This window comes from Halomonas eurihalina (assembly GCF_008274785.1).
Taxonomy (GTDB): Bacteria; Pseudomonadota; Gammaproteobacteria; order Pseudomonadales; family Halomonadaceae; genus Halomonas; species Halomonas eurihalina.
Genome location: NZ_VTPU01000008.1, coordinates 1 through 25,572, shown reverse-complemented (window position 1 = coordinate 25,572; position 25,572 = coordinate 1). Strand labels below are relative to the sequence as shown.

Here is a 25,572-nt window from a genome sequence, read left to right as displayed (position 1 = left end):
AGGGGCTGAGCCCTGTGGCTTGTCTGCAAAGTCGGTGAGCGAAGACCAGAGCCCGGGCTCGCTCTCGGCGGGCCAGCGCATTTCCTGCATCCAGCGGGGGCACAGGGCAAGAATACGCGCACGCACGGAGGGTGCGAGTGTAAATGAGTATCTTGAGCTGATGCTTAACGCCGTATGGTCGAGCGGAGGCAATTTCCGGACAAGGCCTGGTGATTCGAGATCGCCTGACGCAGAGGGAATGACATGTCCTACTTCACGATTGCCGGTGTCCAGATGCATGCCCTGCATCATGGCGACAATACCGAGGCCATGCGCCACCGCATCGATGTCCTGATGAGCCGTTTCCCGCAGGTGCAGATGGTACTGTTCAGCGAGTTGATGCCGATGGGGGCCTCACCGCTTCACGCCCGGCCGTTGTCCAGTCCGGCCGAGGCGCTGTTCTGCCAGCTGGCCGAGCAATACCGGATCTGGTTGATTCCCGGTTCGATGTTCGAGCAATGCGAGGATGGCATCTACAACACCTTGTCGGTCATCAACCCCCATGGCCAGGTGGTGGCTCGCTACCGCAAGATGTTTCCCTTCCGTCCCTACGAGGCCGGCGTGGAGAGCGGCAGCGAGTTCATCACCTTCGACGTGCCCAACGTCGGACGCTTCGGGGTGTCGATCTGCTATGACATGTGGTTCCCGGAAACGACCCGCACTCTGGCGTCCATGGGAGCCGAGGTGATCCTGCACCCGACCATGACCGACACCATCGACCGCGACATCGAACTGGCCATTGCGCGAACCAACGCGGCAGTCAACCAATGTTACTTCTTCGACATCAACGGCGCCGGCGCTCTCGGCAACGGCCGCTCCATCGTGGTGGGGCCCTCGGGTGATGTCATCCATCAGGCCGGCACTGGTGAAGAGATCATGCCCATCGAGGTCGATCTGAGTCGTGTGCGTCGCGAGCGCGAGACTGGTCTGCGTGGACTCGGTCAACCGCTCAAGAGCTTCCGTGACCGTCGTGTCGATTTCTTGCTATACCGCAATGAAGGCGGCTCCTCACCCTTTCTGGATTCACTGGGGCCGCTCGCCAAGCCGCAACGTACCAATATCGAGGAGGGATGATTCGACCCGGACGGGCGCCTGGGCATTTATACAATGCGATCCCACCGAAAGAGGACTTGCCATGTTTGCTGGAATCCTTGATGTCTGGCGACGCCTGTTCGTTCCATCCACGGCCGCCGGTACCGCCGACGCCACCGAGCCCGACCGGCTCGTCCCCGCTGCCGAAGCGGCAGAGGGCGAGACTTCCGTCGATAGCCAGGGGGCAACCACAATGAGCAAAATAACAAGCATTGCCGACGTCCGTCGTCATTTTCTCGGCAACAAGCGACCGGTGTATTTCATATCGGCCACCAACTTCAATCTGCTGGGAATCGGCGACTGGGTCGGAAACTTCCGTCATATCAACTATATCGACTGCTTCGATCGGCGCCAGCGCAACGTCTTCGTACCCCGCGAGAAATTCCCTCGCGACTTCGAGGGCATCGAGGACATCAACAACTACCTGCTCGAACACAAGGAAGTGATCGACTTCATCCAGTCCCGGGCCCAAGGGGATGACGCCGGTATCGCCGCCTTTTTGATGTTCGATGAACATACCGAGGAGATCTGTGAGCAGTTGGGGCTCAAGGTCGCTTTCCCGCCGGCCGAACTGCGTCAGCGGATGGACAACAAGATCGAGACGGTGCGTATCGGCAACAAGGCCGGCGTTCCCAGCGTGCCCAATGTGCTGGCCAGGGTGGGTAGTTACCAGGAACTCTGTGACGTCAGCCGCGAGCTTGGTGATGACCTGGTGGTGCAGACCGCCTTCGGCGACTCGGGGCATACCACCTTCTTCATCGCCAGCGAGGACGACTACTACAAGCATGCCGAGGAGATCGAGGCCGAACCCGAGGTCAAGATCATGAAGCGCATTGACTGCCGAGGTTCGGCCATAGAGGCCTGTTCTACCCGTTGCGGGACCGTGGTGGGGCCCTTGATGACCGAACTGGTCGGGTTCAAGTCGCTGACGCCCTACAAGGGTGGGTGGTGCGGCAACGAGATGTTCTCCGGGGCCTTCAGTCAGGCGGTGCGCGACAAGGCGCGGGAATATACCTTCAGGTTCGGCGAGGCGCTGCGTGATGAAGGCTATCATGGCTACTTCGAGCTCGACTTCCTGATCGACATGGCAACCCAGGATGTCTATCTCGGTGAGCTCAACCCTCGCGTCACCGGGGCGAGTTCGCTGACTAACGTGGCAGCCTTTGCTCACTCCGACATTCCGCTGTTCCTGTTCCACCTGCTGGAGTTCTCGGGTCTCGACTTCGACCTCGATATCGACGAGATCAATGAACGCTGGTCGCATCCCGACAGTGTCGATAGCTGGAGCCAACTGGTCATCAAGCATACCGACGAAAATGTCGACTTGCTCACTGCCGCGCCGGCCTCCGGAGTGTGGCGGATGGAAGAGGACGGCAGCGTCGTCTACGACCACTACGACTCCCACCCTCATGCCGCCGAAAACGAGAGAGAGGCCTTCTTCCTGCGTATCAGCGGTGAAGGGGATTTTCGATATGAAGGGGCCGATCTGGGGATTCTGATCACGCGTGGGCGACTGATGGATGATGACTTCCAGCTCACCGAACGAGCCCGTGCCTGGATCGATGGCATCCGTGGCCAGTTCGCCGGCCAGCCGCTCCAGGATCCGGTCGTGGAGGAAGTCGCTGTCAGCCATGCCATCGGCGGCGGCAACTTCAAGATCCTATGAGCGGGAGATACCACGCTGATCTGCCGCCGGGACGATCGTTCGGGGACGGCGCGCCCAAGGTGCTGGACTTTCATACCGTACGGGAGAAGGTGCCCGGGCGAAGGTGGAAGTCGCTGTTCGACTACCACTGGCCGGCTTACGAGCAGTGGTACTTGAGCGAGGGCGAGCGTGAGCGTCCGGGCTACCTGGCCTGCTACAACGCTCTGCGCCGCCATATGCCAGAACTGATGGATACCTATCGGACCCTGTGCGAACTGGCAGGTGGCGGAGACCTCAGTTCGCGGCTGCTGAGTCTTTATCGGCCGCCGGCCTATATCACCGGCTGCTCGCAGGCGGTGCTGACCCGGTCGTCCACCACCTTGCTGGCGCGCAACTATGATTATCCGCCGGAGCTGTGCGAGGGCACCATCCTCTACAGCCACTGGAACGAGCGACGGGTGATGGCCATGTCCGACTGCCTGTGGGGTGTGCTGGATGGCATGAACGATGCCGGTCTGGCGGTCTCCCTGGCGTTCGGTGGACGCAAGGCGGTGGGGGATGGTTTCGGGGCACCGATCATCCTGCGCTATATTCTGGAGTTCTGTGACAACGTGCCCCAGGCTGCCGAGGTGCTGGCTCGGGTGCCGACCCACATGGCCTATAACATCACCGTTGCCGACAGCACGGGGCGCTATGTGACGGCAATGATCGCCCCGGACCAGCGTGCCAGCATCCGTCGTGTGCCAGTGGCCACCAACCATCAGAAGAGAATCGAGTGGTACGCCCATGCCCTGGCATCGGAGACGTTGATTCGCGAGCGTCAGCTGTCGATCCTGGTGGATGACGAGACGACCAGCGAAGCGCGCTTCGTGTCCGCCTTCGCTGCGCCGCCGCTGTTCCGCCATGACTATGCGCGTGGTTTGGGCACCATCTATACCGCAATCTATCGTCCGGTCGACGGCCGAGCCGAATTTCACTGGCCGGGTCTTGGTCTGGACCTGACGTTCGATGACTTTCCCGAAGAACGCATCACCGTGCGCTATGGCACACGGGGGCTCTATACGGGCTGAGAGGGTGCAGAACAAGAGCCAGAAGGGGGTCGCCATGCATGACAGCAGTCATACCGAAACGCCCTATACCGCACTGGGCTTCTACCACAAGATCTCCCAACTGCGTGCCGATACCTGGAACGCGCTGAAGCGAGACCTGGGCCAGCTGAGCAAGCTGGATGCCGCCGATCAACGTGCCCGGAACCTGATCAAGGCCATAGACGTCAAGCTGACTCGCCTGGAGATCATTGAGGACTATCACGCCTTTCCCTCCAAGGAAGATTTCCGTCACCTCTGGTCGTTGTTCGACCGAGAGGAGTACCTGCTGCTGGAGCGGGTGGTCAAACGGTTGGTACGGGCGTTGATCAGCGAGTCCTACCGGCGACGCCACGTCGATCTCAGCGAGACCGACGCCGATGCGGAAGATCTCGAGACCCTCGATGCCCTCAATCAGCTCAGGCGCGGCCATCCGGCCTCCAACAGCTCCGCGCAGCCCTACTTCGAGCTGCTGATCGTCGATAACCTCTCGGCACAGGAGGAAGAGGTCGTTCGTGAGGCCTTTCACAACCTGCGTCGACCAGAGGACCGTTTTGTCTATGACGTGGTCACGGTGCGCAGCTTCGAGGATGCCTTGATCGCGGTGCTGGTCAACCCCAATATCCAGGCCTGTCTGATCCGCTACGAGTTCCCCTACAAGTCGAAGTACAACCTGAGCGCCCTGCGCAACTACCTGGAGGGGCTCTCCGAGCAGGAGCTGGAGAATCAGTCCGAGGCCGAGCGCAGCATCCTGCTCAGTTCGATGATCCACGAGCTGCGCCCCGAGATCGACCAGTTCCTGGTCACCAGCGGCGACGTGGAGGCCACGGCGAGTCGCGACATCCGCTACTTCAATCGCATCTTCTACCGCGAGACCGACTATATCGAGCAGCACCACACCATCCTGCGTGCCATCGACAATCGTTACCAGACGCCCTTCTTCGATGCCTTGCGCGAGTACAGCAGGAAACCCACCGGGGTCTTTCACGCCATGCCCATCTCACGGGGCAAGTCGGTGACCCGCTCTCACTGGGCGGGCCACATGATCGACTTCTACGGCATCAATATCTTCCTGGCCGAGACCTCGGCGACCTCCGGCGGGCTCGACTCACTGCTGCAGCCCTATGGGCCGATCAAGAAAGCGCAGGAGTACGCCGCTCGAGCCTTCGGTGCTCGACAGAGCTTCTTCGTCACCAACGGCACTTCCACGGCCAACAAGATAGTGGTGCAGGCACTGATCAAGCCCCGTGACATCGTGCTGATCGACCGTGATTGCCACAAGTCGCACCACTACGGAATGGTGCTGGCCGGTGCCCATGTCAGCTACTTGGATTCCTATCCGCTCGATGATTATTCCATGTACGGGGCCGTGCCGTTGCGGGAGATCAAGAAGACCCTTCTTGCCTACAAGCGAGCCGGTGAGCTCGACAAGGTCAAGATGCTGTTGCTCACCAACTGCACCTTCGACGGGGTGGTGTACAACGTTCGCCGGGTGATGGAGGAGTGCCTGGCGATCAAGCCCGACCTGGTGTTCCTGTGGGACGAGGCATGGTTCGCCTTTGCCGGCTTCAACCCGACCTACCGCCCGCGCACCGCCATGCACACGGCACGGACCCTGCGCGATCGCTATCGCAGCGAGGCCTACCATGAGGAGTACGCTGCCTGGAAGGCCGAGTTCGATCGGCTCGATCCGGATGACGATGCTACCTGGCTCGACCGGCGGTTGCTGCCTGACCACGACCTGGTGCGTATTCGTACCTATGCGACCCACTCGACCCACAAGACGCTGACCTCGTTGCGCCAGGGATCGATGATCCACGTCTGGGATCAGGACTTCCGCCAGAAGGTCGAGGCGCCGTTTCATGAGGCGTACATGACCCACACCTCGACGTCGCCCAACTATCAGATCGTTGCCTCGCTCGACGTGGGGCGCATGCAGGCCGAGATGGAGGGCTTCGAGTTGGTGCACGCCCAGGTCGAGGCGGCGCTCACCCTGCGCGAGCAGCTTTACACGCACCCGTTGCTGCAGAAGTATTTCCGAGTGCTGAAGAACGCCGACATGGTGCCCGCGGCATATCGCGAATCAGGGGTCGAGTCCTACTATGACCCGGTGACCGGCTGGAACCAGATGGAAGAGGCATGGGCGCGCGACGAGTTCGTGGTCGATCCCAGTCGCGTGACCATCGCCATCGGCGCTACCGGGGTGGATGGTGATGCCTTCAAGAACGAATACCTGATGAACAAGTACGGTATTCAAATCAACAAGACCTCGCGCAACACCGTGTTGTTCATGACCAACATCGGTACGTCTCGCGGTGCTATCGCCTATCTGCTCGATGTGTTGATCAAACTGGCCAAGGAGTTCGAGTATCGCTGGGAGGAAAGCAGCCGTCCCGAACGCAAGATCATCGAGCATCGCGTGCACTCCTTGACCCGGGAATTACCGCCGCTTCCCGATTTCAGTCGTTTCCATGACGCCTTCCGGCAGTGTTCCGAGACGCCTCAGGGGGACATTCGTTGCGCCTATTTCCTGGCCTATGACGAGGAAAATACCGAATATCTGCGCTTCGACAACGGAGCGCTGCAGGCGCAGATGAGTGCCGGACGCGACGTGGTCTCGGCGAGCTTCGTGATTCCTTATCCCCCGGGCTTTCCGGTGCTGGTGCCGGGCCAGGTGATCAGCGAAGGCATCCTGCACTTTCTTCAGGCGCTGGACGTCACCGAAATCCATGGCTATCGTCCAGAGCTCGGTCTGCTGGTGTTCACCGAAGCGGCTCTAGTCGATCCCGCGGCGGCCTGAGGCGTGTTCTTGCCCGACCGAGGGTGTCCGGGCGAGCGCACAGAAAAAACACCAAGTCAGTCGCACGGGAAAAAAAATCCTCATGCTCCCGGCGCCTTGCTTCGAAAAGTCCTGACCCTTCATCTCCCTTATCATGGAGACATCACGCGGCTGGAGCCGCGGTTGTCTTCATGGTCGGCGTCGCATGGACGTCGGCGCGTCAGGGGAGGTGCTTATGACGCTGTCCAACCAACTCAGCGATCTGCGACTGTTCCGTCAGTATGCCTATATCGATGGCAAGTGGACTCACGGCGATGCCGGTCGTGAGGAGGCCGTCTTCGATCCCGCCACCGGCGAGGCCATCGGCCATATCCCGGTGCTGGAAGCCGAGCAGATCCGGGGGGCGGTGGACGCCGCCGAGGCGGCATTCGTGCAGTGGCGCGCACTGCGCGCCGACGAGCGTTGCGAGCGTCTGCTGGCCTGGTACGACCTGCTGCAAGCCAACCGCGAAGACCTGGCCACCCTCATGACCCTGGAGCAGGGCAAGCCTCTGCCCGACGCCCGTGGCGAGGTCGAGTACGGTGCCAGCTTCGTGCGCTGGTTCGCCGAGGAAGGCAAGCGCACCTTCGGCGACACCATTCCCAGCCATATCCCCAACGCTGCCCTGGGGACCATCAAGGAGCCGGTGGGCATCGCCGCGCTGATCACGCCCTGGAACTTCCCGCTGGCGATGATCACCCGCAAGGCCGCCGCCGCCATGGCCGCTGGCTGCCCGGTGATCGTCAAGCCGGCCCACGAGACGCCCTATTCGGCGCTGGCGCTGGCCGAACTGGCCGAGCGCGCCGGTATTCCTGCCGGGGTGTTCAACGTGGTGCTGGGCGAGGCGGCCGAGGTGTCGAAGCTGCTGTGCGATGACGAGCGCATCAAGGCGCTGTCCTTCACCGGTTCCACCCGGGTCGGTCGCCTGCTGCTGGAGCAGAGCGCGAACACCGTCAAGCGCGTGTCGCTTGAGCTCGGCGGCAATGCCCCCTTCATCGTGGGGCCGGACATGGACCCGCGGGAAGCCGCCTTCGCGGCGGTGGCGGCCAAGTTCCAGACTGCTGGCCAGGACTGCCTGGCGGCCAACCGCATTCTGGTCCACGAGTCGATCCACGACGCCTTCGTCGAGCAGTTCGCCGAACGCATGGCGGCGCTGACCGTGGGCAACGGCCTGGAAAGCGAAGTGGATCTGGGCCCGCTGATCCACGGCCAGGCGGTCGAGAAGGCCTCGGCCATCGTCGACGATGCGCTGTCTCGCGGGGCCACCCTGGTGGCGGGCGACCAGCGCGAGGCGCCCGGTCCGAACTTCTTCATGCCAACCCTGCTCACCGGCGTGACGCCGCAGATGCAGGTGTGGCGCGAGGAGAACTTCGCGCCGGTGGCGGGCATCACGTCCTATCGCGACGACGACGACGTCATCGAGATGGCCAACGATACCGAGTACGGCCTGGCGGCCTATGTCTACACCCACGATATCCGCCGCATCTGGAAGCTGCTGCGGGCACTGGAGTACGGCATGGTCTCGGTCAACTCGGTGAAGATGACCGGCCCCCCGGTGCCCTTCGGCGGCGTCAAGCAGTCGGGGCTGGGCCGCGAGGGCGGCGTGACCGGTATCGATGAATATCTCGAAACGAAGTACTACTGCCTGGGGGCCCTGGGTTCGGTGTCGGGAAGCTAGCCTGGCTACGAGCTACGAGCTACGAGCTACGAGCTACGAGCTACGAGCTACGAGCTACGAGATACGAGATACGAGATACGAGATACGAGATACGAGATACGAGATACGAGCAACCCCTCTCCGAAGTCTGGGGGGCCTTCGTAGCTCGCCGCTCGGTACTCGTGGCTTCCGACGTCCGGCGCTGCACCAATATTATTCAAGGAGAAACGCATGACCACTCACAAGGATCTGATCGATCGCGACCGCAAGGTGACCTTCCACGCCTCCACCCACCTGCGAGACTTCGCCCATGGCGACGCGCCGGGCCGCGTGATCACCGGCGGCAAGGGCATCAAGATCGTCGACAAGGACGGCCGCGAGTTCATCGACGGCTTCGCCGGCCTGTATTGCGTCAACATCGGCTACGGCCGCAGCGAGGTCGCCGAGGCGATCTACCAGCAGGCCCTGGAGATGTCCTACTACCACACCTATGTGGGCCATTCCAACGAGCCGCAGATCGCGCTTTCCGAGAAGATCCTCGAGCTGGCCGGACCCGGCATGTCCAAGGTCTACTACGGCATGTCCGGCAGCGACGCCAACGAGACCCAGCTCAAGATCGTGCGCTACTACAACAACGTGCTCGGCCGCCCGCAGAAGAAGAAAGTCATCTCGCGCATGCGCGGCTATCACGGCTCCGGCATCGCCTCCGGCTCGCTGACCGGGCTGAAGGCGTTCCACGATCATTTCGACCTGCCGATCGAGACGATCCGCCACACCGAGGCGCCGTACTACTATCATCGTGCCGCCGAGCAGGAAGGCATGACCGAGCGCGAGTTCTCCAAGCATTGTGCCGCCAAGCTGGAGGAGATGATTCTGTCCGAAGGACCGGACACCGTGGCCGCCTTCATCGGCGAGCCGGTGCTCGGCACCGGCGGCATCGTGCCGCCGCCCGAGGGGTACTGGGACGAGATCCAGGCGGTGCTGGCCAAATACGACGTGCTGCTGATCGCCGACGAAGTGGTGTGCGGTTTCGGTCGCACCGGCAGCGACTTCGGCAGCCATCACTACGGCATCAAGCCGGACCTGATCACCATCGCCAAGGGCCTGACCAGCGCCTATCAGCCGCTCTCCGGGGTGATCGTCGGCGACCGCGTCTGGGAAGTGCTCGAGCAGGGCACCGGCGAGTACGGCCCGATCGGCCACGGCTGGACCTATTCCGGCCACGCCCTGGGCTGTGCCGCCGGGCTGGCCAACCTGGCGATCATCGAACGCGAAGGCCTTACCGCCAACGCCGCCGAGACCGGCGCCTACCTGCAGGAGCGCATGAAGGCCGCTTTCGCCGACCACCCGGTCGTCGGCCAGGTGCGTGGCGTGGGCATGATGGCAGCGCTGGAGTTCTCCGCCGACCCGGCGGTGCGTCGTCATTTCGATCCGTCCCTCAAGGTCGGGCCGCGCATGTCCGCCGCCGCCCTCGAGGAAGACCTGATCGCACGCGCCATGCCGCAGGGCGATATCCTCGGCTTCGCGCCGCCGCTGACCACCACTCGCGAGGAAGTCGACGAGATCGTCGCGCGCACCGAGCGGGCGGTGAACAAGGTGACCGATGCGCTGACGCGGGAAGGTGCCATCCAGGCCGCCTGAAGCTGGTGAAAGCATTGAAGGTCACTGCGATGTGACGATAATCGCCGTAGGGTTTTCCCTGCGGCGATTGTGTTTTGGCGTTGCATGACCTGCGAGGAGAGGTGAGATGTCGAAGCCTGTGCATGGCGTGACATTGGCCGAAATCTACGCGGCGCGTCGGCGTATCGCCGGGCAGGCGGGGCGCACGCCGCTGGTGCGCTCCGAGGCCCTGTCGCGACGCTTCGATGCCGAGATTCTGCTCAAGCTGGAGACCCTGCAGCCCACCGGTGCCTTCAAGCTGCGTGGCGTCGCCAACATGATCGCGGCCTTGCTGGAGCGCAACGGCCGCGAGGCGCTGGCGGCGGGCGTGACCACCGCATCCACGGGCAATCATGGTCGGGCGGTGGCCTATGCCGCCTCACGGCTCGGCGTGCCGGCAGTGATCTGCCTGTCGCGTCGGGTGCCCGACAACAAGGTCGCAGCCGTCGAGGCCTTGGGCGCCGAGGTGCGGCGCGTCGGCGACAGCCAGGACGAGGCCTTCGGTGAGGTCGAGCGACTGGTGGCCGAGAGCGGCATGGTGGCGATTCCGCCCTTCGACGATCCCTTGATCGCTGCCGGGCAGGGGACCATCGGCGTGGAGCTGATGGAAGATGCGCCGGATCTCGATCACGTGCTGGTGGGGCTTTCCGGCGGCGGCCTGCTGGGCGGCATCGGCGCTGCCCTCAAGGCCATTCGTCCGTCGCTGGAAGTGACCGGCGTGAGCCTGTCGCAAGGTGCGGCCATGCATGACAGCCTGCTGGCCGGTCATCCGGTGGCGGTCGAGGAGGTCGAGAGCCTCGGCGATTCGCTGGGCGGCGGCATCGGGCTGGACAATCGCTGCACCTTCGCGCTGGTGCGCGAGGTCATGGACTCGCACTGGCGCGTCTCCGAGCAAGCCATTGCCACGGCCATGGTCGAGTTGCTCGAACACGAGAAACTGCTCGTCGAGGGCGCCGCCGCCGTGGGATTGGCGGCCCTGAATGAACACGAGCTGGACGTGCGCGGACGCAAGGTGGCGCTGGTGCTCTCCGGCAACGGGGTGTCGCTGGAAACGCTTGAGCGTGCCCGAGCCCTGGCGGGACGATAGGGAGTGAAGAGTGAAGAGTGAAGAGTGAAGAGTGAAGAGTTAGGCGTTAGGCGTCTACTTTTTCAGGGTCACTTCAGCCCCCTTACCTCTCACTTCTTATCTCTCACTTCTTACCCCTCACCCTTGCGACTGGAGGTTTTCCATGCAGCTTTATCAGCGCGATGCCATTGCCCGAGCCGTCACCCTCGATCGTGATGCGCTGGCGGCGGTGGAGGCTGGGTTTGCCGCCCTTGGCCGGGGCGAGGTGGTGCAGCCGCCGATCCTGTCCATGGCCATCGAGGAGGCCAACGGCGAGGTCGACGTCAAGACGGCGCACATTCGTGGCGCCGAGCGCTTCGCCATCAAGGTCAGCCCGGGCTTCTTCGACAATCCCAAGCTCGGCTTGCCGAGTCTCAACGGCCTGATGATGGTGTTCTCCGCCCGGACGGGACTGGTGGAAGCGGTACTCTTCGACGAGGGCTATCTGACCATGATCAGGACGGCCCTGGCCGGTGCCATCGCCGCCAGGCACCTGGCGAGGGAGAACAGTCATCGCGTGGCCGTACTCGGTGCCGGCGAGCAGGCCGAGCGGCAGGTGGAGGCGCTGCGTCTGGTGCGTGATATCCGGATCGTCGATGTTTGGGCTCGGCGCCGCGAAGCCGCCGAGGCATATGCCGAAACGCTGCGCGGTCATGGCCTGGAGGTCAATGTGCACGACGATGTGGCGACGGCCTGTGAGCGGGCCGACATCATCGTTACCGCCACGCCGTCCCGGGAGCCGCTGCTGCGGGCCCGGGATCTGCCGGATGGCGTGCATGTCACTGCCATGGGTGCCGACAGCCCCGACAAGCGTGAACTGGATACCACGGTACTGACCCGTGCCGATGCCTTCGTCTGCGATACACGGGCCCAGAGTGAGATCAACGGCGAACTCAAGGCCTTCGCCGGACGTGAAACGCCTTTCAAGGTTCACGAACTGGGGCAGGTGATCGCGGCCCGCGAGATGTTGCGGCTGTCGGAGGCCACCATCACGGTCTGCGATCTCACTGGCACCGGCGTGCAGGATACTGCCATCGCCGATTACGCCCTGTCCCGGCTGTCGGGGTAGCGGGCTTCGAACGAGGCCTGGCGAGCCACGCTGTCATTAGGCGCGACATGTGTCATCGAGCTTGCCGATGATGGGCAAAGCGACCAATCTTGAACTTGAGGACATCCGCATCAACCCCTTGTCGAGGAGATCGTGATGAGCAGGCGCGTACTGGCCTTCGATGTCTATGGCACCCTGATCGATACGCATGGCGTGGTCGCCGAGTTGCAGTCCCGCCTGGGCGATCCGTCCATGGCGATGGAGTTTTCGCGGCGCTGGCGCGACAAGCAACTGGAGTACAGCTTTCGGCGGGGGCTGATGGGCGCCTATGTGGATTTCGCGCGTTGTACCCGGGAGGCACTGGACTTCACCGATCGGGTGCTGGGCGTCGGCCTGTCCGAAACCGACAGGGAACACCTGATGGGCGCCTATGCGAGCCTGCCGGCCTTTGACGATGTCAAGGCGGCACTGGCCCGTCTCGCCGAGACCCATGTCACCTGCGTGGCCTTTTCCAACGGTAGTCGCGAGGCGGTGAGCGGGCTGCTCGAGGGAGCCGGCCTGAGCGAGTATTTCGCCGATATCGTCAGCGTCGAGGAGGTCCGGCGCTTCAAGCCGGACCCGGCGGTCTATGCCCATCTGCGTCAGCGCCTCGAAGTTGAGCCCGGCGATACCTGGCTGATTTCCAGCAATGCCTTCGATGTCATCGGTGCGCGCTATGCCGGGCTGCATGCCGCCTGGGTCCGGCGCAGCCCGGAGGCGCCCTTCGATTCCTGGGGCATCGATCCCGACATTACGGTTTCCGATCTCGGGGGATTGGTCGACTACTTGAATTGAACTGCCAGCCCCGAAAAGGGAACCCCAAGAGAAGAGTCGCTCAATGCCCGGCGGTGTGGTCTTCCGCCGGGGACTCGAAGTGTCGACCCGCGTGATGTAGCAGCTCGAATTGTCGGTCGCACTCGCGACAGGCGCTGCACATCGTCAGGTGGAAGCGTAGCGACAGGCGCTCGCGGAGTGTCAGGGAGCGGTCGCGCTTCATCGACATCAGGCGGGTGGCATCTTTGCACATCAGCATTGGGGATTCTCCGTCAGCCAGCCACTTTCGATACAGGTACGCAGCCTCAGCCGGGCCCGATGCAGCATCACCCAGCAGTTGTTTTCCTTGATGCCGGTTTCGTGGCAGATGTCACGAGTGGAGAGTCCCATCAGCTCCCGCAGCGAGAAGACGCGGGCGAGGTTGTCCGGCAAGCCGATCATGCAGGCATCGAAGACCTGCCAGAAGCTTTCGTTCTCCAGCGTGGCTTCGGGATCTCCCCAGCAGGATGGACGGGCATGAGGCTCCCAGCGTCCGTTCCGCTGGAAGAGCCGGTCGATGACATCATCGCGGGGCTCGTCATCCAGCGGCTGCCACTGGCCGCTGCTTCGCTGGTCGCGCATGGCATCGAGAATCTTGTGCTTGAGGATGCCGAATACCCAGGTTTCGTATCCGGAACGTCCGGAGAAGGTGTCGGTCTTTTCCATGGCGGTCACCAGGGCGTCCTGAACGGTATCCTCGGCTCGGGCCTTGTCGCGTAGATGCAGGAGGGCGAAGGACACCAGGCGGGGTCGCACGGCCTCGAGTCGTTTTCCATACCCTTGATCATCGGCAATGGTCTCAGTTCCGTCGTTCACGAATCGCCCCCTTGTCGTGGGATGTCATCGGACCGTCCATCGCGCCCATACATCGACAAGGGTAAACGAAATGTGACGTCAACGCCGTGTGTTGGACAGCCAAGCGCCGATCAGACAGTCCAGGGAGACGATGCCCGGGCCGCGCAATATCAGGATCAGCAGGCTACTGGCCCAGAGCCCATGAGTGACCCAGGCACCGGGATAGACGAAGACCTGGATCACCAGGGTCATGCACAGCAGTCCCGTGGCGGCGAGCCGGGTGGCGAGGCCGGCCCACAATGCCAGCGACAAGCTGAACTCGGCGATCGTGGCCAGATATGCCGCCAGGACTGGGGGAATCAAGGGCAGGTCGTATTCATTCGCGAACAGAAAGAAGGTGCTCTGACTGATGCCGCCGGCATCCACCTTGGTCAGGGCCGAGAGGAAGAAGACGCTGCCGAGGACGGCACGCATCAGCAGCAGTACCGCATCCAGGGGCAGGCGGTCCAGCCAGGGTGTCAGGTGTCGATAATAGCCTGCCAGGGGCTTGAGCAAGTGAAGCTTCATGATAGTGCCTCCTCGTCATGGAGCCGCATCAGAGCACCAAGGCCGATCAGCGTGCCGAGTGCCTCGCCGGTTTCCGTCTGACCATGGCGCTGGCTGCAGGCCGCCAGGGCCTCGCCGAGGGCTGGTCGGGCCTCGAGGGCGTGATAGAGCGCTCCGCAGGCTGGCGTGACCGGTTGGATGTCGACACGTCGCCCGTGGCGTACCAGCAGCCAGTGCCATTGGCCCCGTGCCCCGACAGGGGCGCCGGCTTCGCCCCGCTCCAGGGCTTGCCACAAGTCGAGCACGTCATGACGTCCGATCAGGTGGTGCGAGGCGGGGCAGGGTTTGCACTGGAGGGCGTCAGGGTCATGCGCCCGGGCTAGTAGTTCGGCATCCAGCGGCGGTGCGGCGGCGGCATGGCTGACATCGAGCCGGGCGCGCTCGAGGCGACAGATGTCGATGACATAGGGGTAATCGGCCATCGCCGGCAGGCTGTCGAGGATGTCGGCAAAGCGGTACCCGTAGCGGATCAGGCGTGGCTCATCGGGGAGATGATGGCGCGCGTAATCGTTCGCCACGGAGGTGAAGAAGCGTTCGCCAAGCAGTGTGCGGGTATGCGGGAAGGTTGCAGCCAGCGCCTCGATCAGGCTCTGCCTGACGTTGTTGCGATAGACGGCGAACCCCTGCTGCCGGCTCGGGCCGCTATCCGTAGTGTCGGGAGCCCGCAGGGCCTCGGCGAAGCGATGCTGCCACTCGGCCAGGGAGGTCATGACCCGCCCTCCGCGGTGGCGGCCGTCGCTCGATGTGCGGAATGGTGAAAGCGCGCCAGATCGACTTCCTCGAGCCAGCGAGACAGGGCCGGGATGCGCGCGTCCCACTCGATCAGGGTCGGTACCTGGGGCAGCCAGCGTGACAGTTGGGCATAACGCTGCCAGACGGCGTCGGAGACGGGACTGCCGTGATCGTCGATGCGCAGTGGCGGGGTGACATCGGTATCGAGATGGTGCCCGGCGAGATGGAACTCGCCCACGGCCGATAGCGGCAAGGCGGTGAGGTAGGCATCGAGATCCCGTCCGAGGTTGTGGGCGCTGATGTAGGCGTTGTTGATGTCCAGCAGCAAGCCGCAGCCGGTCCGGTCGACGAGCTCGGCGAGAAAATCGGCCTCTTCCAGGGTGTTGTCGAGATGCACATAGAGGCTGGGGTTTTCGACCAGCAAGCGGCGCCCCAGCGCTTGTTGCGTTTCATCGACATGCCGAACCACCACGGCCAGACTCTCCTCCGTCAACGGCAGCGGCAACAGGTCGTTGTAGCAGTCTCCCTGCAGACGGCTCCAGGCGAGATGCTCCGAGACCAGCGCCGGGCGCAGTTCGTCGACCAGACGGACGAGTCGGCGCAGGTGGGCGGTATCCAGCGGTTCGGCACTGCCCAATGACAAGCCGACGCCATGCACCGAAAGGGGATAGCGCTCGGCGATGGCGGCGAGGTCGTCGCGGAACGGACCTCCCGCACTCATGTGGTTCTCGGCGTGCAGTTCCAGGAAATCAACGTCGGCGCGTTGTGCCAGGAGTTCCGCAACGTGCTGATGCTTGAGGCCGATACCCTGGGCGGCCCATGGCAGGCCAGTGACATCCATCGACATATGAGGTCTCCAGAGTCGCGGCCCGCCCCGGAGGGCGAGCCGTTGGACAGAATCAGGGCCGGTCGATCTCGGTCAGGCTGCCGTTGCCATGCGGGGTTTCGATGCTGGTGCAGGTGCCCTCGGGGACCAGTTTCCAGGCATTGCCCTGATAGTCGACGGTGGACGTACCGGCGCAGGTCGTGCCGGGGCCCGCCTTGCAATCGTTCTGGCCTGCCAGCGCCACGCCATAGCATTTTTCCATGGCCTTCTCCTCGTCAGCGCTGGCGGTGGTCATGGCGCCGGCCTGGGCAAGGGCGGTGGTAATGACGGCGGCCATCAGCATGGAATGTTTCATGGTCTGTCTCCGTGCATTTCTGCGTTGTTGGTGGCCCTCGGGCATCGGATCGATACGTCGATGGGCATTGTTGTGTCGGAGCAGGTGGCGAAACCTTACAGATGCCATGAAAGTCGTCGGTGGTCGGCGCCTCATAGTTCGATGAGCGGCCCGCCGGCGGCCTCGGCGTCGGCGCGATCATGAGTCACCATCAGGGTCGGCAGAGCGTCGCGCCTGATACGCTCGAATACCAGGCGACGCATCTCGTCGCGCAGGGCGGTATCGAGCTTGGAGAAGGGCTCGTCCAGCAGCATGGCGCGGGGGCGGGCGAGCAGGACCCGCATCAGGGCGACCCGGGCGCGTTGACCGCCCGAAAGGGTGGCCGGGTCGCGTTCGGCGAAACCCGCCAGGCCGATGTCGTCGAGCGCCGCTTCCACCTCGCTGCGGCGTTGTCGACGTGCGCCGCCGGCCGGCATGCCGAAGGCCAGATTGCCGCCCACATCGAGATGGGGAAACAGCAGGGGATCCTGGAACAGCAGGCCGAGACCGCGCCGTTCCGGCGGCAGCCGCCCAAGCTCGGTCTCGCCCAGCCGAATGCGGCCCGAGGCGCGAAAGCCGAGCGGCAGGAAGCCGGCGACATGGGCCAGCAGGGTCGATTTGCCGACGCCGGACGGCCCCATCAGGGTCAGGATCTCGCCGGGTTCGATGCGGGCCGAGACCTCGATCAAGGGCTTTCCTTCATGCGTGATGACGATCTCGTCGAGTCGCAAGGGTGCGGTGGTCATGCGGCGTCTCCGGTGAGCATCTGGCGGCGGTCTCGCCACCACAGGCGGGGCAGGGCCGTGGCCAGCAGGAAGCCCAGTGCCGGCAGGGCGAGCTGGTACAGGGCGTAGACGGCAGTGAGGCGTCGATCGCCGCCACTGGCCAGGTTCACCGCCTCGGTGGTCAGGGTAGTCAGGCGTCCGGCACCGAGCAGCAGGGTCGGCAGGTACTGGCCGACGCTGACGGCAAAGCCCACGGCGCCGGCGACCAGGATCGGTGCGGCGAGCATGGGCAGGCGAACGCGCAGAAAGACGCTGGCGGGCGAGGCGCCGAGCGTGGCGGCGACCTGGCGCCAGCGGGGATCCTGGCGGCGATAGCTTTCCGCCAGCGACAGGAAGGTATAGGGCAGCACGAACAGGACATGGCCCAGGGTGACCACCGGCCAGCCGGGCGCGAGTCCCATCTGGGCCTGCCACTGCACGAGCCCCTGCAGGAAGGCCACCTGGGGGACCAGCAAGGGCAGGTAGAGGATCAACTGAGCGCCGGCGCCCAGCGGCCGCCGACGATGGGTTTCGGCCTCCAGGCAGCCGAGGGTCAGCGCCAGGGCGATGCCGGTGGCGGCCAGTCCGATGGTGACGGTACTCGAAAGGGATGCCCCAAGGCCCATGGTGGCCTGTCGCCAGGCATGCAGCGTCGGCGTGGCGGGCCAGGCGTCCGGAAAGGGCCAGTAACCGGCCAGCGACCAGAGAATGAGGCCCGCCAGGGCGGCGAGCAATACGCCGATGGCCAGCCAGGTCACCAGGCTGCCGAGGCCTCGCCCCAGGTATTCGCCGCGTCGTCGGTGTCCATCGCGCAGCCAGGCGGCTCCCAGCCGCGAGACCAGCCGTTCGCCCAGCCACCAGATCAGCAGGGCGGCGGCGGTGATGCCGATCTGCAGCAGCGCCCCCGCGGCGGCCTGGAAGCGCATTGTCAGGTCGGGATCCCCCAGCCAGCGCACTACGGCCACGGCCAGGGTTGGTGGTGTCGAGGGGCCGAGGATCATGGCCACTTCGATGTTGGCGGTGGCGAAGACGATGACCGCGTAGAGCGGCAGCCGGATCAGCGGATAGAGGGCCGGCATCACGCCCTTGAGAAAGCCGTTGAGCCGCCCGTAGCCCAGCGCACGCGCCATCATCAGGCGTTCCCCGGCCCGGCATTGGGGCAGGGCGGCCAGGCTCATCAACAGCAGGAAGGGAATCTCCTTGAGCGTCAGCCCGAGGATCAGGGCCAGGCCGGCCTCGTCACCGGGAAACAGGTAGTCGGGCGGTTGGCTCCAGCCGCTGAGCCAGGGCGAGACCAGGCGACTGGCCAGTCCCGAGGGCGTCAGCAGAAAGGCCAGCCCGATGGCGGCCGCCGCGTGGGGCACCGCCAGCAACGGCGAGAGCAGGCGGCGTATCGTGCCGAAAAAGCGCGTCTCGAGGAAGGTGGCCAGGCACAGCGCCACGCTGACGAACGCCGCCAGGGCGCTGGCGATTCCGGTGAACAGGCTCAGGCGCACCATCTCGACCAGGCCGGGGGTGTCGCCGAGCGCCCGCCAGTGGTTCAGCGTCAAGGTTTCGCCGCCCAGTGCCGGGTGCCAGCCAAAGGCCGGGGCGATCACGCCGGCCAGTCCCAGGAGGACCGGCAGGATCAGCAGCGCCAGGGTCATGGCGGGCGCGGCGCGTATCGTTGTCACGAAGCTAGGCATCAGGCTCTCGTTCTCGCTTCAGCCATCGCCATAGCGCGCCTGCCACTGTGCTTCCAGGGCCTCGACCCAGCTCGGGTGGGGTTCGGGCAGGGTGCGCTGCAAGGCCTCGGGAGGCGGGCTCGCGGGATGACGCTTGCCCTCGAATGCCTGGCGCTCGTCGGCATCGAGACGGCGCATGTCGAGTACGCTGGGATCGCCCCAGACATCGATATCCTGCTTGCGGGCCTGGGCCTCGGGCGACAGCAGGAAGTTGGCCAGTACCATGGCGCCGGCCTTGTGGCGAGCGTTGAAGGGAATCGCCACGAAATGGACATTGCCCAGGGTGCCGCCTTCCAGCACATAGCTGCGAGTGCTGGGAGGCAACTGATGGTCGGTCACGGCGGCGGCCGGCTCGGCCGGGTTGAAGGTGAAGGCCAACGACAGCTCGCCGTCGCCCATCAGGCGCTTGAGCTCGGGGCCGCCGGAGGGAAAGTGTCGCCCCTGGCGCCAGAGATGGGGATGCAGGGCATCGAGATAGTCCCAGAGCGGTGCCATCACGGCGTCGACATCATGACGCGAGGCGGGGTCGGCCAGCACGGATGGGTCTTCGACCTGTGAGAGCAGTACCTGCTTGAGGAAGGTACCGCCGAGGAAGTTTGGCACCAGGGGATAGGTGAATCGCCCCGGATGCTCGCGGACCCAGGACAGCAATGCCGACAAGCTGCGCGGTGGTTCAGCGACGCGTTCGGCATCGTGGTAGAAGGTCAGCTGCGCCTTGCCCCAGGGCGACTCGTAGCCCTCGGTCGGCAGGGTGAAATCGGTGAGCACCTCGGGGTTGTCGTCGGGGGCGGTCAGCGAGAAGTTCGGCAGTTGGCGAACGAAGGGCCCGAACAGGAGGTCACGTTTTTTCATGGCGGCGAAGTTCTCGCCGTTGATCCACATCAGGTCGACGGTGCCCGCTGCGTCGTTGCCCGCGGCCTGCTCGGCGACGATCCGGGATATCGTCGTGGCGATGTCGTCCACCTTGACGTGCACGACCTCCAGGTCGTGTCGTTCGTCCATCCGCTCGGCCACCCAGCCGATGTAACGGTTGATGGCGGGATCGCCGCCCCAGGCGCTCCAGTAGACGGTCTGGCCGTGGGCCTGGCGCTCGATGGCGGACCAGGAGGCATCCAGCGGCGAGGTGTCGTCGGCGGCCAGGCTCGTCGCGAGCGAGGTGCCGGCCAGGGCGAGGGCTAGGGCGAAACGGCGTGGCATCGGCGGCATCCTGGTCGAGGGAGTCCCTTGATGGTAACCGCTGCGAGGCAAAGAAAAAGGGCGCCGCCGAAAACGGAGCGCCAACGAGCCAGCATGCCAGGCATGCAGGGGTGAGGCGGCATGGTCCGCCACGAGAGCGTTGAACGGTGCGAGGGTGATCCTGTCTCTGGGCGCGCCCACGTCGGGCTATGGGGGCTAAGCCAGACGCTGTCCCGAGACACTGGGATGAAACAATGGCTGGACGGTGTTGCCGTCAGGGTCCTTGCAGTAGAGGCTGCGCCCGCCATCGGCATGCTCGTGAGGGCCGCGCACCACCTCGACGCCCTGCGACACCAGGTAGTCGTGCCAGGCGTCGATGTCGTCGCGCTCGTCGACGACGAAACCGAGATGGTCGAGGCGTTGCGGGTCGCCGCCGGTGTCCTGCTTGGCGCGGGCCAGGGAGACGTTGTCGTTGCCGAGCGTCAGGTAGACCAGGTCGGCATGGGCGCGCCGCAGGATGTCCATGCCCAGGATCTCGACGTAGAAGCGTTCGCAGGCTTCGAGATCCTGAACCTGCAGGGCGATATGGCGCATGCCGTTGAACGGAGCGGGGCGTTGCATGGGGCCTCCTTGTGCGCGGTCGAGGTTGAAACGTATAGTGGAAAATATTTTCATAAATAGCATCGTTCCACAACCCCAGGGAGATCGCCATGTACTGCATCATCGTCCAGACCCGCCTCAAGCCCGGCACCCGGGAGCGCTTTCTCGAAGCCATGCTGCCCAATGCCGAGGCATCGGTGCGCGAGGAGCCCGGCTGCCATGCCTTCGATGTGATCGAAGATCGCGATGAACCGGACCTCATTCACCTCTATGAGATCTACACTGATCAACAGGCCCTGGTGGCCCACAAGGAAACGTCCCACTACAAGGAGAGTCGCGCGGTCGTTAACGAACTGATCGCCGAGCAGAAGGTGATTCGCGCCGATGTGCTGGCGATGAATCCCGAGCGCTGAGAGCCGAGGGAACGGCGGGACGGTTCACGTTGTCTCCCGTGTCGAGGTGAGGCGCATGTATCGCGAGCCGAGGCAGCATCAGCGGCGTTCCGTCATCTGGCTGTGCCTGGCCTGCCTGCTGCTGGCGGGTGCCCTGCTGGCGTGGCAGGCCGTGGCCCAGCAGGCGGAGCGCGGGCAGGAGAGAGGCTCGGCGCTGGTGATGACGCTCGAGGGAGCCATCGGTCCCGCCACCAGCGATTACTTCCAGCGCGGCCTTTCCATCGCCGAGGCGGACGGCGCCGAGCTGGTAATCGTGCGCCTCAATACGCCGGGTGGCCTGGACGCCTCGATGCGCGACATGATCAGCGCCATGCTCGCGTCCGACGTGCCGGTGGCCTTCTATGTCGCGCCTGCCGGTGCCCGGGCCGCCAGTGCCGGTACCTATCTGCTGTATGCCAGCCATGTGGCGGCCATGGCGCCGTCGACCCACATGGGCTCGGCTACGCCGGTTCAGCTCGGGGGCGGTGGTGTGCCGGGTATCGGCGGCGAGCCCGAAGAAACGCCGGACGAAGAGGGGGGCGCCGGTGATGATGTCGGTGGCACCGAAGCGGAGGAAATGTCCGACGCGCCGGCAACCTCGGAGAACGGCGACTCGGACAAGCGTCGTGGCGAGACTGCCATGGAGCGCAAGGTGCTGGAGGATGCCGTCGCCTATATCCGTTCCCTGGCCGAGCGGCACGGGCGCAACGCCGACTGGGCCGAATCCGCGGTGCGCGAGGCGCACAACCTGACTGCCAGGCAGGCGCTGGAGCGTAATGTCATCGATGTGGTGGCCAGCGACCTCGATGACCTGCTCACCCAGATCGACGGCCGCGAGGTGGTCATGGCCGACGGGCGGCGTACTCTCTCCACCGAGGGGCTGGCCATCCAGCGCTTCGATCCGGACTGGCGTACCCGGCTGCTGGCGGTGATCACCAATCCCAATGTTGCCTATTTCCTGATGATCATCGGCTTCTACGGCCTGATCTTCGAGCTTTCCAACCCCGGTAGCCTGGTGCCTGGTACCGTGGGCATCATCTCGCTGTTACTGGCGTTGTTCGCCTTTCAGGTGCTACCCGTTAACTATGCCGGCCTGGCATTGATCCTGGTCGGGATGGGGCTGATCGTCGGCGAAGCCCTGATGCCGAGCTTCGGCATCCTCGGCATGGGCGGCATCGTGGCCTTCGTTATCGGATCGGTGATGCTGATGGACGCGGATACCCTGAACATATCATTGCCCCTGATCGGCGGCGTGGCCCTGGTGGCGGCAGGCTTGATGCTGTGGGTCGTGACCCGTTTCATGGGCCTGCGCCGACGCCCTGCGCGCACCGGGCAGGAAGAGCTGCTGGGCAGCGAGGCCCGGGTGCTCGAAGGGTTCCAGGGCGAGGGCCATGTGCGACTGCACGGCGAGCGCTGGAATGCCCGCAGCGAGGTGTTCCTCCAGCCCGGGCAGGTCGTGCGGGTGGTCGACATGGATGGCCTGACGGTCGTGGTCGAACCCGCCGATATCGCCCCGGGGGAGGGCCCTTCGGGCGTCAACGATGAGGAGAATGCGTCATGATGCTTTCCTATCTCGTGCCGGCCGTCCTGGTGCTGCTGTTGCTGGCGGCCTCGATTCGCATCCTGCCGGAATACAAGCGCGGCGTGGTGTTCTTCCTGGGCCGCTTCCAGTCGGTCAAGGGGCCGGGGCTGGTTATCATCATTCCCGCCATCCAGAAGATGCAGGTGGTCGATCTGCGGGTGATCACCATGGACGTGCCGGAGCAGGATGTGATCTCCCAGGACAACGTCACCGTCAAGGTCAACGCGGTGCTCTATTTTCGGGTCGTGGACCCGGAGAAGGCCATCATCCAGGTGGAGCACTTCGTCAACGCCACCAGCCAGCTTGCCCAGACGACCCTGCGCTCGGTGCTGGGCAAGCACGATCTCGACGAGATGCTCTCCGAGCGCGACAAGCTCAACGACGACATTCAGGAGATCATCGATGCCTCGGCTGAGGGCTGGGGTATCAAGGTCGCCAACGTGGAGATCAAGCACGTTGACCTGGACGAGAGCATGATTCGTGCCATCGCCCGTCAGGCCGAGGCCGAACGCGAGCGGCGTGCCAAGGTGATTCATGCCGAAGGTGAACTGCAGGCCTCGAAGAAGCTGGTCGAAGCCGCCAATATCATGTCGGAGAACCCGGCCGCCCTGCAGTTGCGTTACCTGCAGACGATGAACGACATGAGCAACAAGAACGCCTCTACCATCGTGGTGCCGCTGCCCATCGACATCATGGAGGCTTTCCAGAAGGTCAAGGGTTCCGTCGCCAAGCCGTCCTCCCGGCCGTCGCCAGCGGCCGATGACGCGTCCGACGACAACGATGACGGTCGGAAGTGATCCTTGCAGGCCTCTGGTGAGGCCTGCAAGGGGGCTCAAGGGTCAGAATTGCGGGGCATCGTAGTCGTGGGGCTCGTCGGTATAGACGCAGACGTTGGCGTGCTCCACGTCGCCGTCGTCGGCCTCGACATGAGCGGCGAAGAAGGCCTTGATTTCCTGGCGGTTGCAGTGTGCCTCGAAGGCTTCGCGGCTGGCCCAGATCTCGTGGAACACGATGGGGTAGCTCGTCCCTCGGGCGTTGGGATGGTCGATGTGGCGAGTCACCGTGTATTGGATGCAGCCGTCCTCGCGGTGAGCATTGGGCTCGAGTGCCTGCAAGGCCTGGAAGACCTTCTCCTCGCAGCCGGGCTTGGGCTTGAAGTTGGCAATGCAGTAGATCTTCTGTGACATTTCGTTTCTCCGTATCGTGAATTACAGACCAGCGGCAGTCCGCAGGTCATCCACCCGGTCGAGCTGCTCCCAGGGGAAAGTGGTGAAGGTTTCGTCCATGGTCTCGCACGCCACCCGCGTGTTCTTGTCGCGAGCGATGATGGCATCGAGCGCCGCATCGGAAATCTGGTCGGCGATCTTGTCCGGATGCCCTTCGGACATGGATTCGGAGGTGAGCAGGGAGTATCCGCTCATTGAATCTTCCAGCCGATGAATGGAAAGGCGTCGTCAGCTGACCCGATGGTAGCCACCGAGAATGCCCTGCTTGCTGAGTACAAACTGCCATAACTGGATATCCCGAGCACGGAAGGCACCGGCACAGCTTTGCAGGTAATAGCGCCACATGCGATAGAAACGCTCGCCGTAGGTGTCGGCGAAACGGTGCCAGTTGGCCTCGAAGTTGGCATGCCAGGCCATGAGGGTCTTGTCGTAGTCGGCGCCGAAGTTGTGCAGGTCTTCGACCACGAAAAGCTCCTCGGCAGCATCGGTGATGTGCCCCAGGGCTGGCAGTTCGCCGTTGGGAAAGATGTACTTGTCGATCCAGGGATCCGGCGAAGTATCGCGCACGTTCTTGCCGATGGTGTGCAGCAGGAAGAGGCCGTTGTCCTTGAGGCAGCGCTCGGCGACTTCCATGTACTCGCGATAATTCTTGCGCCCCACGTGCTCGAACATGCCGATACTGACGATACGATCGAACTGCTCGGTCTCGTCACGGTAGTCCTTGAGACGGAACTCCACCGGCAGCCCATGTTTCATCAGTTGTTTGCCGTATTCGGTCTGTTCCCGGGAAATCGTCAGGCCAACGCATTCCACGCCATAGTGCTCGGCGGCATAGGCCATGAAACTGCCCCAACCGCAGCCGATGTCGAGTACCCGCATGCCGGGTTCCAGCTCGAGCTTGCGGCAGATGAGATCCAGCTTGGCTTCCTGTGCCTCATCCAGAGTGGTGGCGTTCTTCCAGTAACCGCAGGTATAGGTCATGCGCTTGTCGAGCATGGCGGCGTAGAAGTCATTGCCCAGATCGTAGTGAGCCTCGCCGACCTCGAAGGCACGCTTGGCGGTCTGAAGGTTGAGCATCCGCGTACGCAGGTGATGGAAGACCAGCTTACGCGGATTGATTTGGTCGGGCAGGCGTGCGCGAAGCAGGTGATGGAAAAATTCGTCGAGACGCTCGGCGTCCCAGGCGACGTTCATGTAGCTCTCGCCAAGGCCGAGGTTGCCGCGTGCCAGCGCCTCGTCGATGACGCGATGGGCGTTGAAGCGGATATCCCAGGGGCGATCACCGTTGATGCGGATATCCGCTTTCTCCAGTAGTTCGGCGACGAACCGATGCGACGAAGACGATTCATCGAAGAAAGCGGAATGCGCGAAGGTCGTACTTTTCAATGCTTGGTTCCTTGTCGTGTCCTGGCGGAGAAGGAAGCGTTATCGGGACCTCTTGTGGTGGTGGGTGAACATTGTGATCGCTTAGGGTGGAGCAAAGATCATGAAATAGATTCCTCTTCGAGGCGTACCTTTTCGATGTAAAAAAACCGGCACTCACCAAGTGAAAATGTACCCCGAGCGATGGGCCGGTTTCGGAAAACGTTAGCGCAGCAACAGCACGGGGATATCGGCCTTGCGCAGCATTTCGGTAGTGGTACTACCCACCAGCAGATGCCGAATACGGGAATGGCCGTAGGCCCCCATCACCAGCAGGTCGATGTTCTGTTCTTCCTGGTAGGCGTGCAGGGTCGG

25 protein-coding genes and 1 pseudogene are annotated in these 25,572 nt (G+C 63.7%); 12 read left to right on the top strand and 14 right to left on the bottom strand.

Translation table 11 applies throughout. From position 1 onward, the window contains the following. Positions 1-243 precede the first annotated feature (243 nt). The 9 genes from FZZ93_RS09420 (at position 244) to FZZ93_RS09380 (ending at position 12,982) form a co-directional block, all read left to right on the top strand. Positions 244-1,113 (top strand): carbon-nitrogen hydrolase family protein, encoded by an 870-nt coding sequence (locus FZZ93_RS09420; protein WP_149322078.1) that lies wholly within the window; start codon positions 244-246, stop codon positions 1,111-1,113. A gap of 61 nt (positions 1,114-1,174) precedes the next feature. Continuing rightward, positions 1,175-2,797: a biotin carboxylase gene (locus tag FZZ93_RS09415; protein WP_246146173.1), complete on the top strand. Its 1,623-nt coding sequence runs from the start codon at positions 1,175-1,177 to the stop codon at positions 2,795-2,797. 59 nt (positions 2,798-2,856) lie between these two features. Continuing rightward, the gene (locus tag FZZ93_RS09410; protein WP_246146172.1) at positions 2,857-3,846 is read left to right on the top strand and encodes a C45 family autoproteolytic acyltransferase/hydrolase; all 990 of its coding nucleotides are present in this window, start codon (positions 2,857-2,859) and stop codon (positions 3,844-3,846) included. 34 nt (positions 3,847-3,880) lie between these two features. Beyond that, positions 3,881-6,661: an aminotransferase class I/II-fold pyridoxal phosphate-dependent enzyme gene (locus FZZ93_RS09405; RefSeq protein ID WP_149322076.1), complete on the top strand. Its 2,781-nt coding sequence runs from the start codon at positions 3,881-3,883 to the stop codon at positions 6,659-6,661. Positions 6,662-6,875: 214 nt separating this feature from the next. Then, a complete protein-coding gene (locus tag FZZ93_RS09400) occupies positions 6,876-8,357 on the top strand; it encodes an NAD-dependent succinate-semialdehyde dehydrogenase (protein ID WP_149322075.1) in 1,482 nt (493 codons plus the stop codon). 210 nt (positions 8,358-8,567) lie between these two features. Next, on the top strand, positions 8,568-9,977 hold the full coding sequence (locus FZZ93_RS09395) for an aspartate aminotransferase family protein (protein WP_149322074.1): 1,410 nt from the start codon (positions 8,568-8,570) through the stop codon (positions 9,975-9,977). A 106-nt stretch (positions 9,978-10,083) separates the two neighbouring features. Beyond that, on the top strand, positions 10,084-11,082 hold the full coding sequence (gene eutB / locus FZZ93_RS09390) for a hydroxyectoine utilization dehydratase EutB (protein WP_149322073.1): 999 nt from the start codon (positions 10,084-10,086) through the stop codon (positions 11,080-11,082). 142 nt (positions 11,083-11,224) lie between these two features. Next, on the top strand, positions 11,225-12,169 hold the full coding sequence (locus FZZ93_RS09385) for a cyclodeaminase (RefSeq protein ID WP_149322072.1): 945 nt from the start codon (positions 11,225-11,227) through the stop codon (positions 12,167-12,169). A gap of 135 nt (positions 12,170-12,304) precedes the next feature. Continuing rightward, positions 12,305-12,982 (top strand): haloacid dehalogenase type II, encoded by a 678-nt coding sequence (locus FZZ93_RS09380; RefSeq protein WP_149322071.1) that lies wholly within the window; start codon positions 12,305-12,307, stop codon positions 12,980-12,982. A gap of 40 nt (positions 12,983-13,022) precedes the next feature. Here the strand turns inward: FZZ93_RS09380 and FZZ93_RS09375 are convergent, their stop codons facing one another. The 10 genes from FZZ93_RS09375 to FZZ93_RS09330 form a co-directional block, all read right to left on the bottom strand. After that, complete coding sequence (locus FZZ93_RS09375) at positions 13,023-13,220, bottom strand: zf-HC2 domain-containing protein (protein ID WP_149322070.1); 198 nt, start codon at positions 13,218-13,220, stop codon at positions 13,023-13,025. Further along, positions 13,214-13,816: a sigma-70 family RNA polymerase sigma factor gene (locus FZZ93_RS09370; protein WP_149322069.1), complete on the bottom strand. Its 603-nt coding sequence runs from the start codon at positions 13,814-13,816 to the stop codon at positions 13,214-13,216. The genes FZZ93_RS09375 and FZZ93_RS09370 overlap by 7 nt, the downstream gene beginning before the upstream one ends. Before the next feature lie 78 nt (positions 13,817-13,894). Next, positions 13,895-14,362, bottom strand: coding sequence for a DoxX family protein (locus FZZ93_RS09365; RefSeq protein WP_149322068.1), 468 nt, complete (start codon positions 14,360-14,362; stop codon positions 13,895-13,897). After that, the gene (locus FZZ93_RS09360) at positions 14,359-15,111 is read right to left on the bottom strand and encodes an HvfC/BufC N-terminal domain-containing protein (protein ID WP_149322067.1); all 753 of its coding nucleotides are present in this window, start codon (positions 15,109-15,111) and stop codon (positions 14,359-14,361) included. Before FZZ93_RS09360 ends, FZZ93_RS09365 begins: the two co-directional genes overlap by 4 nt. Continuing rightward, entirely contained in the window at positions 15,108-15,980 is an 873-nt protein-coding gene (gene bufB / locus FZZ93_RS09355; protein ID WP_149322066.1) for an MNIO family bufferin maturase, read from the bottom strand. The genes FZZ93_RS09360 and bufB overlap by 4 nt, the downstream gene beginning before the upstream one ends. Positions 15,981-16,032: 52 nt before the next feature. Beyond that, positions 16,033-16,314, bottom strand: a complete 282-nt coding sequence (locus FZZ93_RS09350) for a BufA1 family periplasmic bufferin-type metallophore (protein WP_149322065.1) — start codon at positions 16,312-16,314, stop codon at positions 16,033-16,035. A gap of 131 nt (positions 16,315-16,445) precedes the next feature. Then, positions 16,446-17,078, bottom strand: a complete 633-nt coding sequence (locus tag FZZ93_RS09345) for an ATP-binding cassette domain-containing protein (protein WP_149322064.1) — start codon at positions 17,076-17,078, stop codon at positions 16,446-16,448. Further along, positions 17,075-18,781: an ABC transporter permease gene (locus FZZ93_RS09340; RefSeq protein WP_149322063.1), complete on the bottom strand. Its 1,707-nt coding sequence runs from the start codon at positions 18,779-18,781 to the stop codon at positions 17,075-17,077. Before FZZ93_RS09340 ends, FZZ93_RS09345 begins: the two co-directional genes overlap by 4 nt. Before the next feature lie 18 nt (positions 18,782-18,799). Then, positions 18,800-20,017: an ABC transporter substrate-binding protein gene (locus FZZ93_RS09335; RefSeq protein ID WP_149322062.1), complete on the bottom strand. Its 1,218-nt coding sequence runs from the start codon at positions 20,015-20,017 to the stop codon at positions 18,800-18,802. A gap of 195 nt (positions 20,018-20,212) precedes the next feature. Then, the gene (locus tag FZZ93_RS09330) at positions 20,213-20,617 is read right to left on the bottom strand and encodes a VOC family protein (protein WP_187774502.1); all 405 of its coding nucleotides are present in this window, start codon (positions 20,615-20,617) and stop codon (positions 20,213-20,215) included. Positions 20,618-20,706: 89 nt separating this feature from the next. Here FZZ93_RS09330 and FZZ93_RS09325 point away from each other — a divergent pair, with 89 nt between their 5' ends. The 3 genes from FZZ93_RS09325 to FZZ93_RS09315 are packed head-to-tail and all read left to right on the top strand — an operon-like array spanning position 20,707 to position 23,406. Beyond that, positions 20,707-21,009 (top strand): putative quinol monooxygenase, encoded by a 303-nt coding sequence (locus FZZ93_RS09325; protein WP_065241512.1) that lies wholly within the window; start codon positions 20,707-20,709, stop codon positions 21,007-21,009. 55 nt (positions 21,010-21,064) lie between these two features. After that, positions 21,065-22,588, top strand: coding sequence for an NfeD family protein (locus FZZ93_RS09320; protein ID WP_149322060.1), 1,524 nt, complete (start codon positions 21,065-21,067; stop codon positions 22,586-22,588). Next, positions 22,585-23,406: a slipin family protein gene (locus FZZ93_RS09315; RefSeq protein ID WP_149322059.1), complete on the top strand. Its 822-nt coding sequence runs from the start codon at positions 22,585-22,587 to the stop codon at positions 23,404-23,406. Before FZZ93_RS09320 ends, FZZ93_RS09315 begins: the two co-directional genes overlap by 4 nt. Before the next feature lie 42 nt (positions 23,407-23,448). Here the strand turns inward: FZZ93_RS09315 and FZZ93_RS09310 are convergent, their stop codons facing one another. The 4 genes and pseudogenes from FZZ93_RS09310 to FZZ93_RS09295 all read right to left on the bottom strand — a co-directional run. After that, positions 23,449-23,796 (bottom strand): putative quinol monooxygenase, encoded by a 348-nt coding sequence (locus FZZ93_RS09310; RefSeq protein ID WP_149322058.1) that lies wholly within the window; start codon positions 23,794-23,796, stop codon positions 23,449-23,451. A 51-nt stretch (positions 23,797-23,847) separates the two neighbouring features. Next, a pseudogene (locus FZZ93_RS09305) lies at positions 23,848-24,030 on the bottom strand (S-adenosylmethionine synthetase N-terminal domain-containing protein); the annotation flags it as partial. A gap of 33 nt (positions 24,031-24,063) precedes the next feature. Further along, on the bottom strand, positions 24,064-25,221 hold the full coding sequence (cfa, locus tag FZZ93_RS09300) for a cyclopropane fatty acyl phospholipid synthase (RefSeq protein WP_149322057.1): 1,158 nt from the start codon (positions 25,219-25,221) through the stop codon (positions 24,064-24,066). A gap of 201 nt (positions 25,222-25,422) precedes the next feature. Further along, the coding region (locus FZZ93_RS09295; RefSeq protein WP_149322056.1) for a universal stress protein at positions 25,423-25,572 on the bottom strand (150 nt) is incomplete at its 5' end.

Bases quoted from the DNA above. Each gene is read 5' to 3' on its own strand.
- FZZ93_RS09310 (WP_149322058.1), bottom strand. From the start codon at position 23,796: ATGTCACAGAAGATCTACTGCATTGCCAACTTCAAGCCCAAGCCCGGC.
- FZZ93_RS09375 (WP_149322070.1), bottom strand. From the start codon at position 13,220: ATGCTGATGTGCAAAGATGCCACCCGCCTGATGTCGATGAAGCGCGAC.
- FZZ93_RS09360 (WP_149322067.1), bottom strand. From the start codon at position 15,111: ATGACCTCCCTGGCCGAGTGGCAGCATCGCTTCGCCGAGGCCCTGCGG.
- FZZ93_RS09385 (WP_149322072.1), top strand. From the start codon at position 11,225: ATGCAGCTTTATCAGCGCGATGCCATTGCCCGAGCCGTCACCCTCGAT.
- FZZ93_RS09365 (WP_149322068.1), bottom strand. From the start codon at position 14,362: ATGAAGCTTCACTTGCTCAAGCCCCTGGCAGGCTATTATCGACACCTG.
- FZZ93_RS09325 (WP_065241512.1), top strand. From the start codon at position 20,707: ATGTACTGCATCATCGTCCAGACCCGCCTCAAGCCCGGCACCCGGGAG.
- FZZ93_RS09345 (WP_149322064.1), bottom strand. From the start codon at position 17,078: ATGACCACCGCACCCTTGCGACTCGACGAGATCGTCATCACGCATGAA.
- FZZ93_RS09400 (WP_149322075.1), top strand. From the start codon at position 6,876: ATGACGCTGTCCAACCAACTCAGCGATCTGCGACTGTTCCGTCAGTAT.
- FZZ93_RS09395 (WP_149322074.1), top strand. From the start codon at position 8,568: ATGACCACTCACAAGGATCTGATCGATCGCGACCGCAAGGTGACCTTC.
- FZZ93_RS09340 (WP_149322063.1), bottom strand. From the start codon at position 18,781: ATGCCTAGCTTCGTGACAACGATACGCGCCGCGCCCGCCATGACCCTG.
- FZZ93_RS09315 (WP_149322059.1), top strand. From the start codon at position 22,585: ATGATGCTTTCCTATCTCGTGCCGGCCGTCCTGGTGCTGCTGTTGCTG.
- FZZ93_RS09415 (WP_246146173.1), top strand. From the start codon at position 1,175: ATGTTTGCTGGAATCCTTGATGTCTGGCGACGCCTGTTCGTTCCATCC.
- FZZ93_RS09420 (WP_149322078.1), top strand. From the start codon at position 244: ATGTCCTACTTCACGATTGCCGGTGTCCAGATGCATGCCCTGCATCAT.
- FZZ93_RS09350 (WP_149322065.1), bottom strand. From the start codon at position 16,314: ATGAAACATTCCATGCTGATGGCCGCCGTCATTACCACCGCCCTTGCC.
- bufB (WP_149322066.1), bottom strand. From the start codon at position 15,980: ATGTCGATGGATGTCACTGGCCTGCCATGGGCCGCCCAGGGTATCGGC.
- eutB (WP_149322073.1), top strand. From the start codon at position 10,084: ATGTCGAAGCCTGTGCATGGCGTGACATTGGCCGAAATCTACGCGGCG.
- FZZ93_RS09380 (WP_149322071.1), top strand. From the start codon at position 12,305: ATGAGCAGGCGCGTACTGGCCTTCGATGTCTATGGCACCCTGATCGAT.
- FZZ93_RS09320 (WP_149322060.1), top strand. From the start codon at position 21,065: ATGTATCGCGAGCCGAGGCAGCATCAGCGGCGTTCCGTCATCTGGCTG.
- FZZ93_RS09335 (WP_149322062.1), bottom strand. From the start codon at position 20,017: ATGCCACGCCGTTTCGCCCTAGCCCTCGCCCTGGCCGGCACCTCGCTC.
- FZZ93_RS09405 (WP_149322076.1), top strand. From the start codon at position 3,881: ATGCATGACAGCAGTCATACCGAAACGCCCTATACCGCACTGGGCTTC.
- FZZ93_RS09330 (WP_187774502.1), bottom strand. From the start codon at position 20,617: ATGCAACGCCCCGCTCCGTTCAACGGCATGCGCCATATCGCCCTGCAG.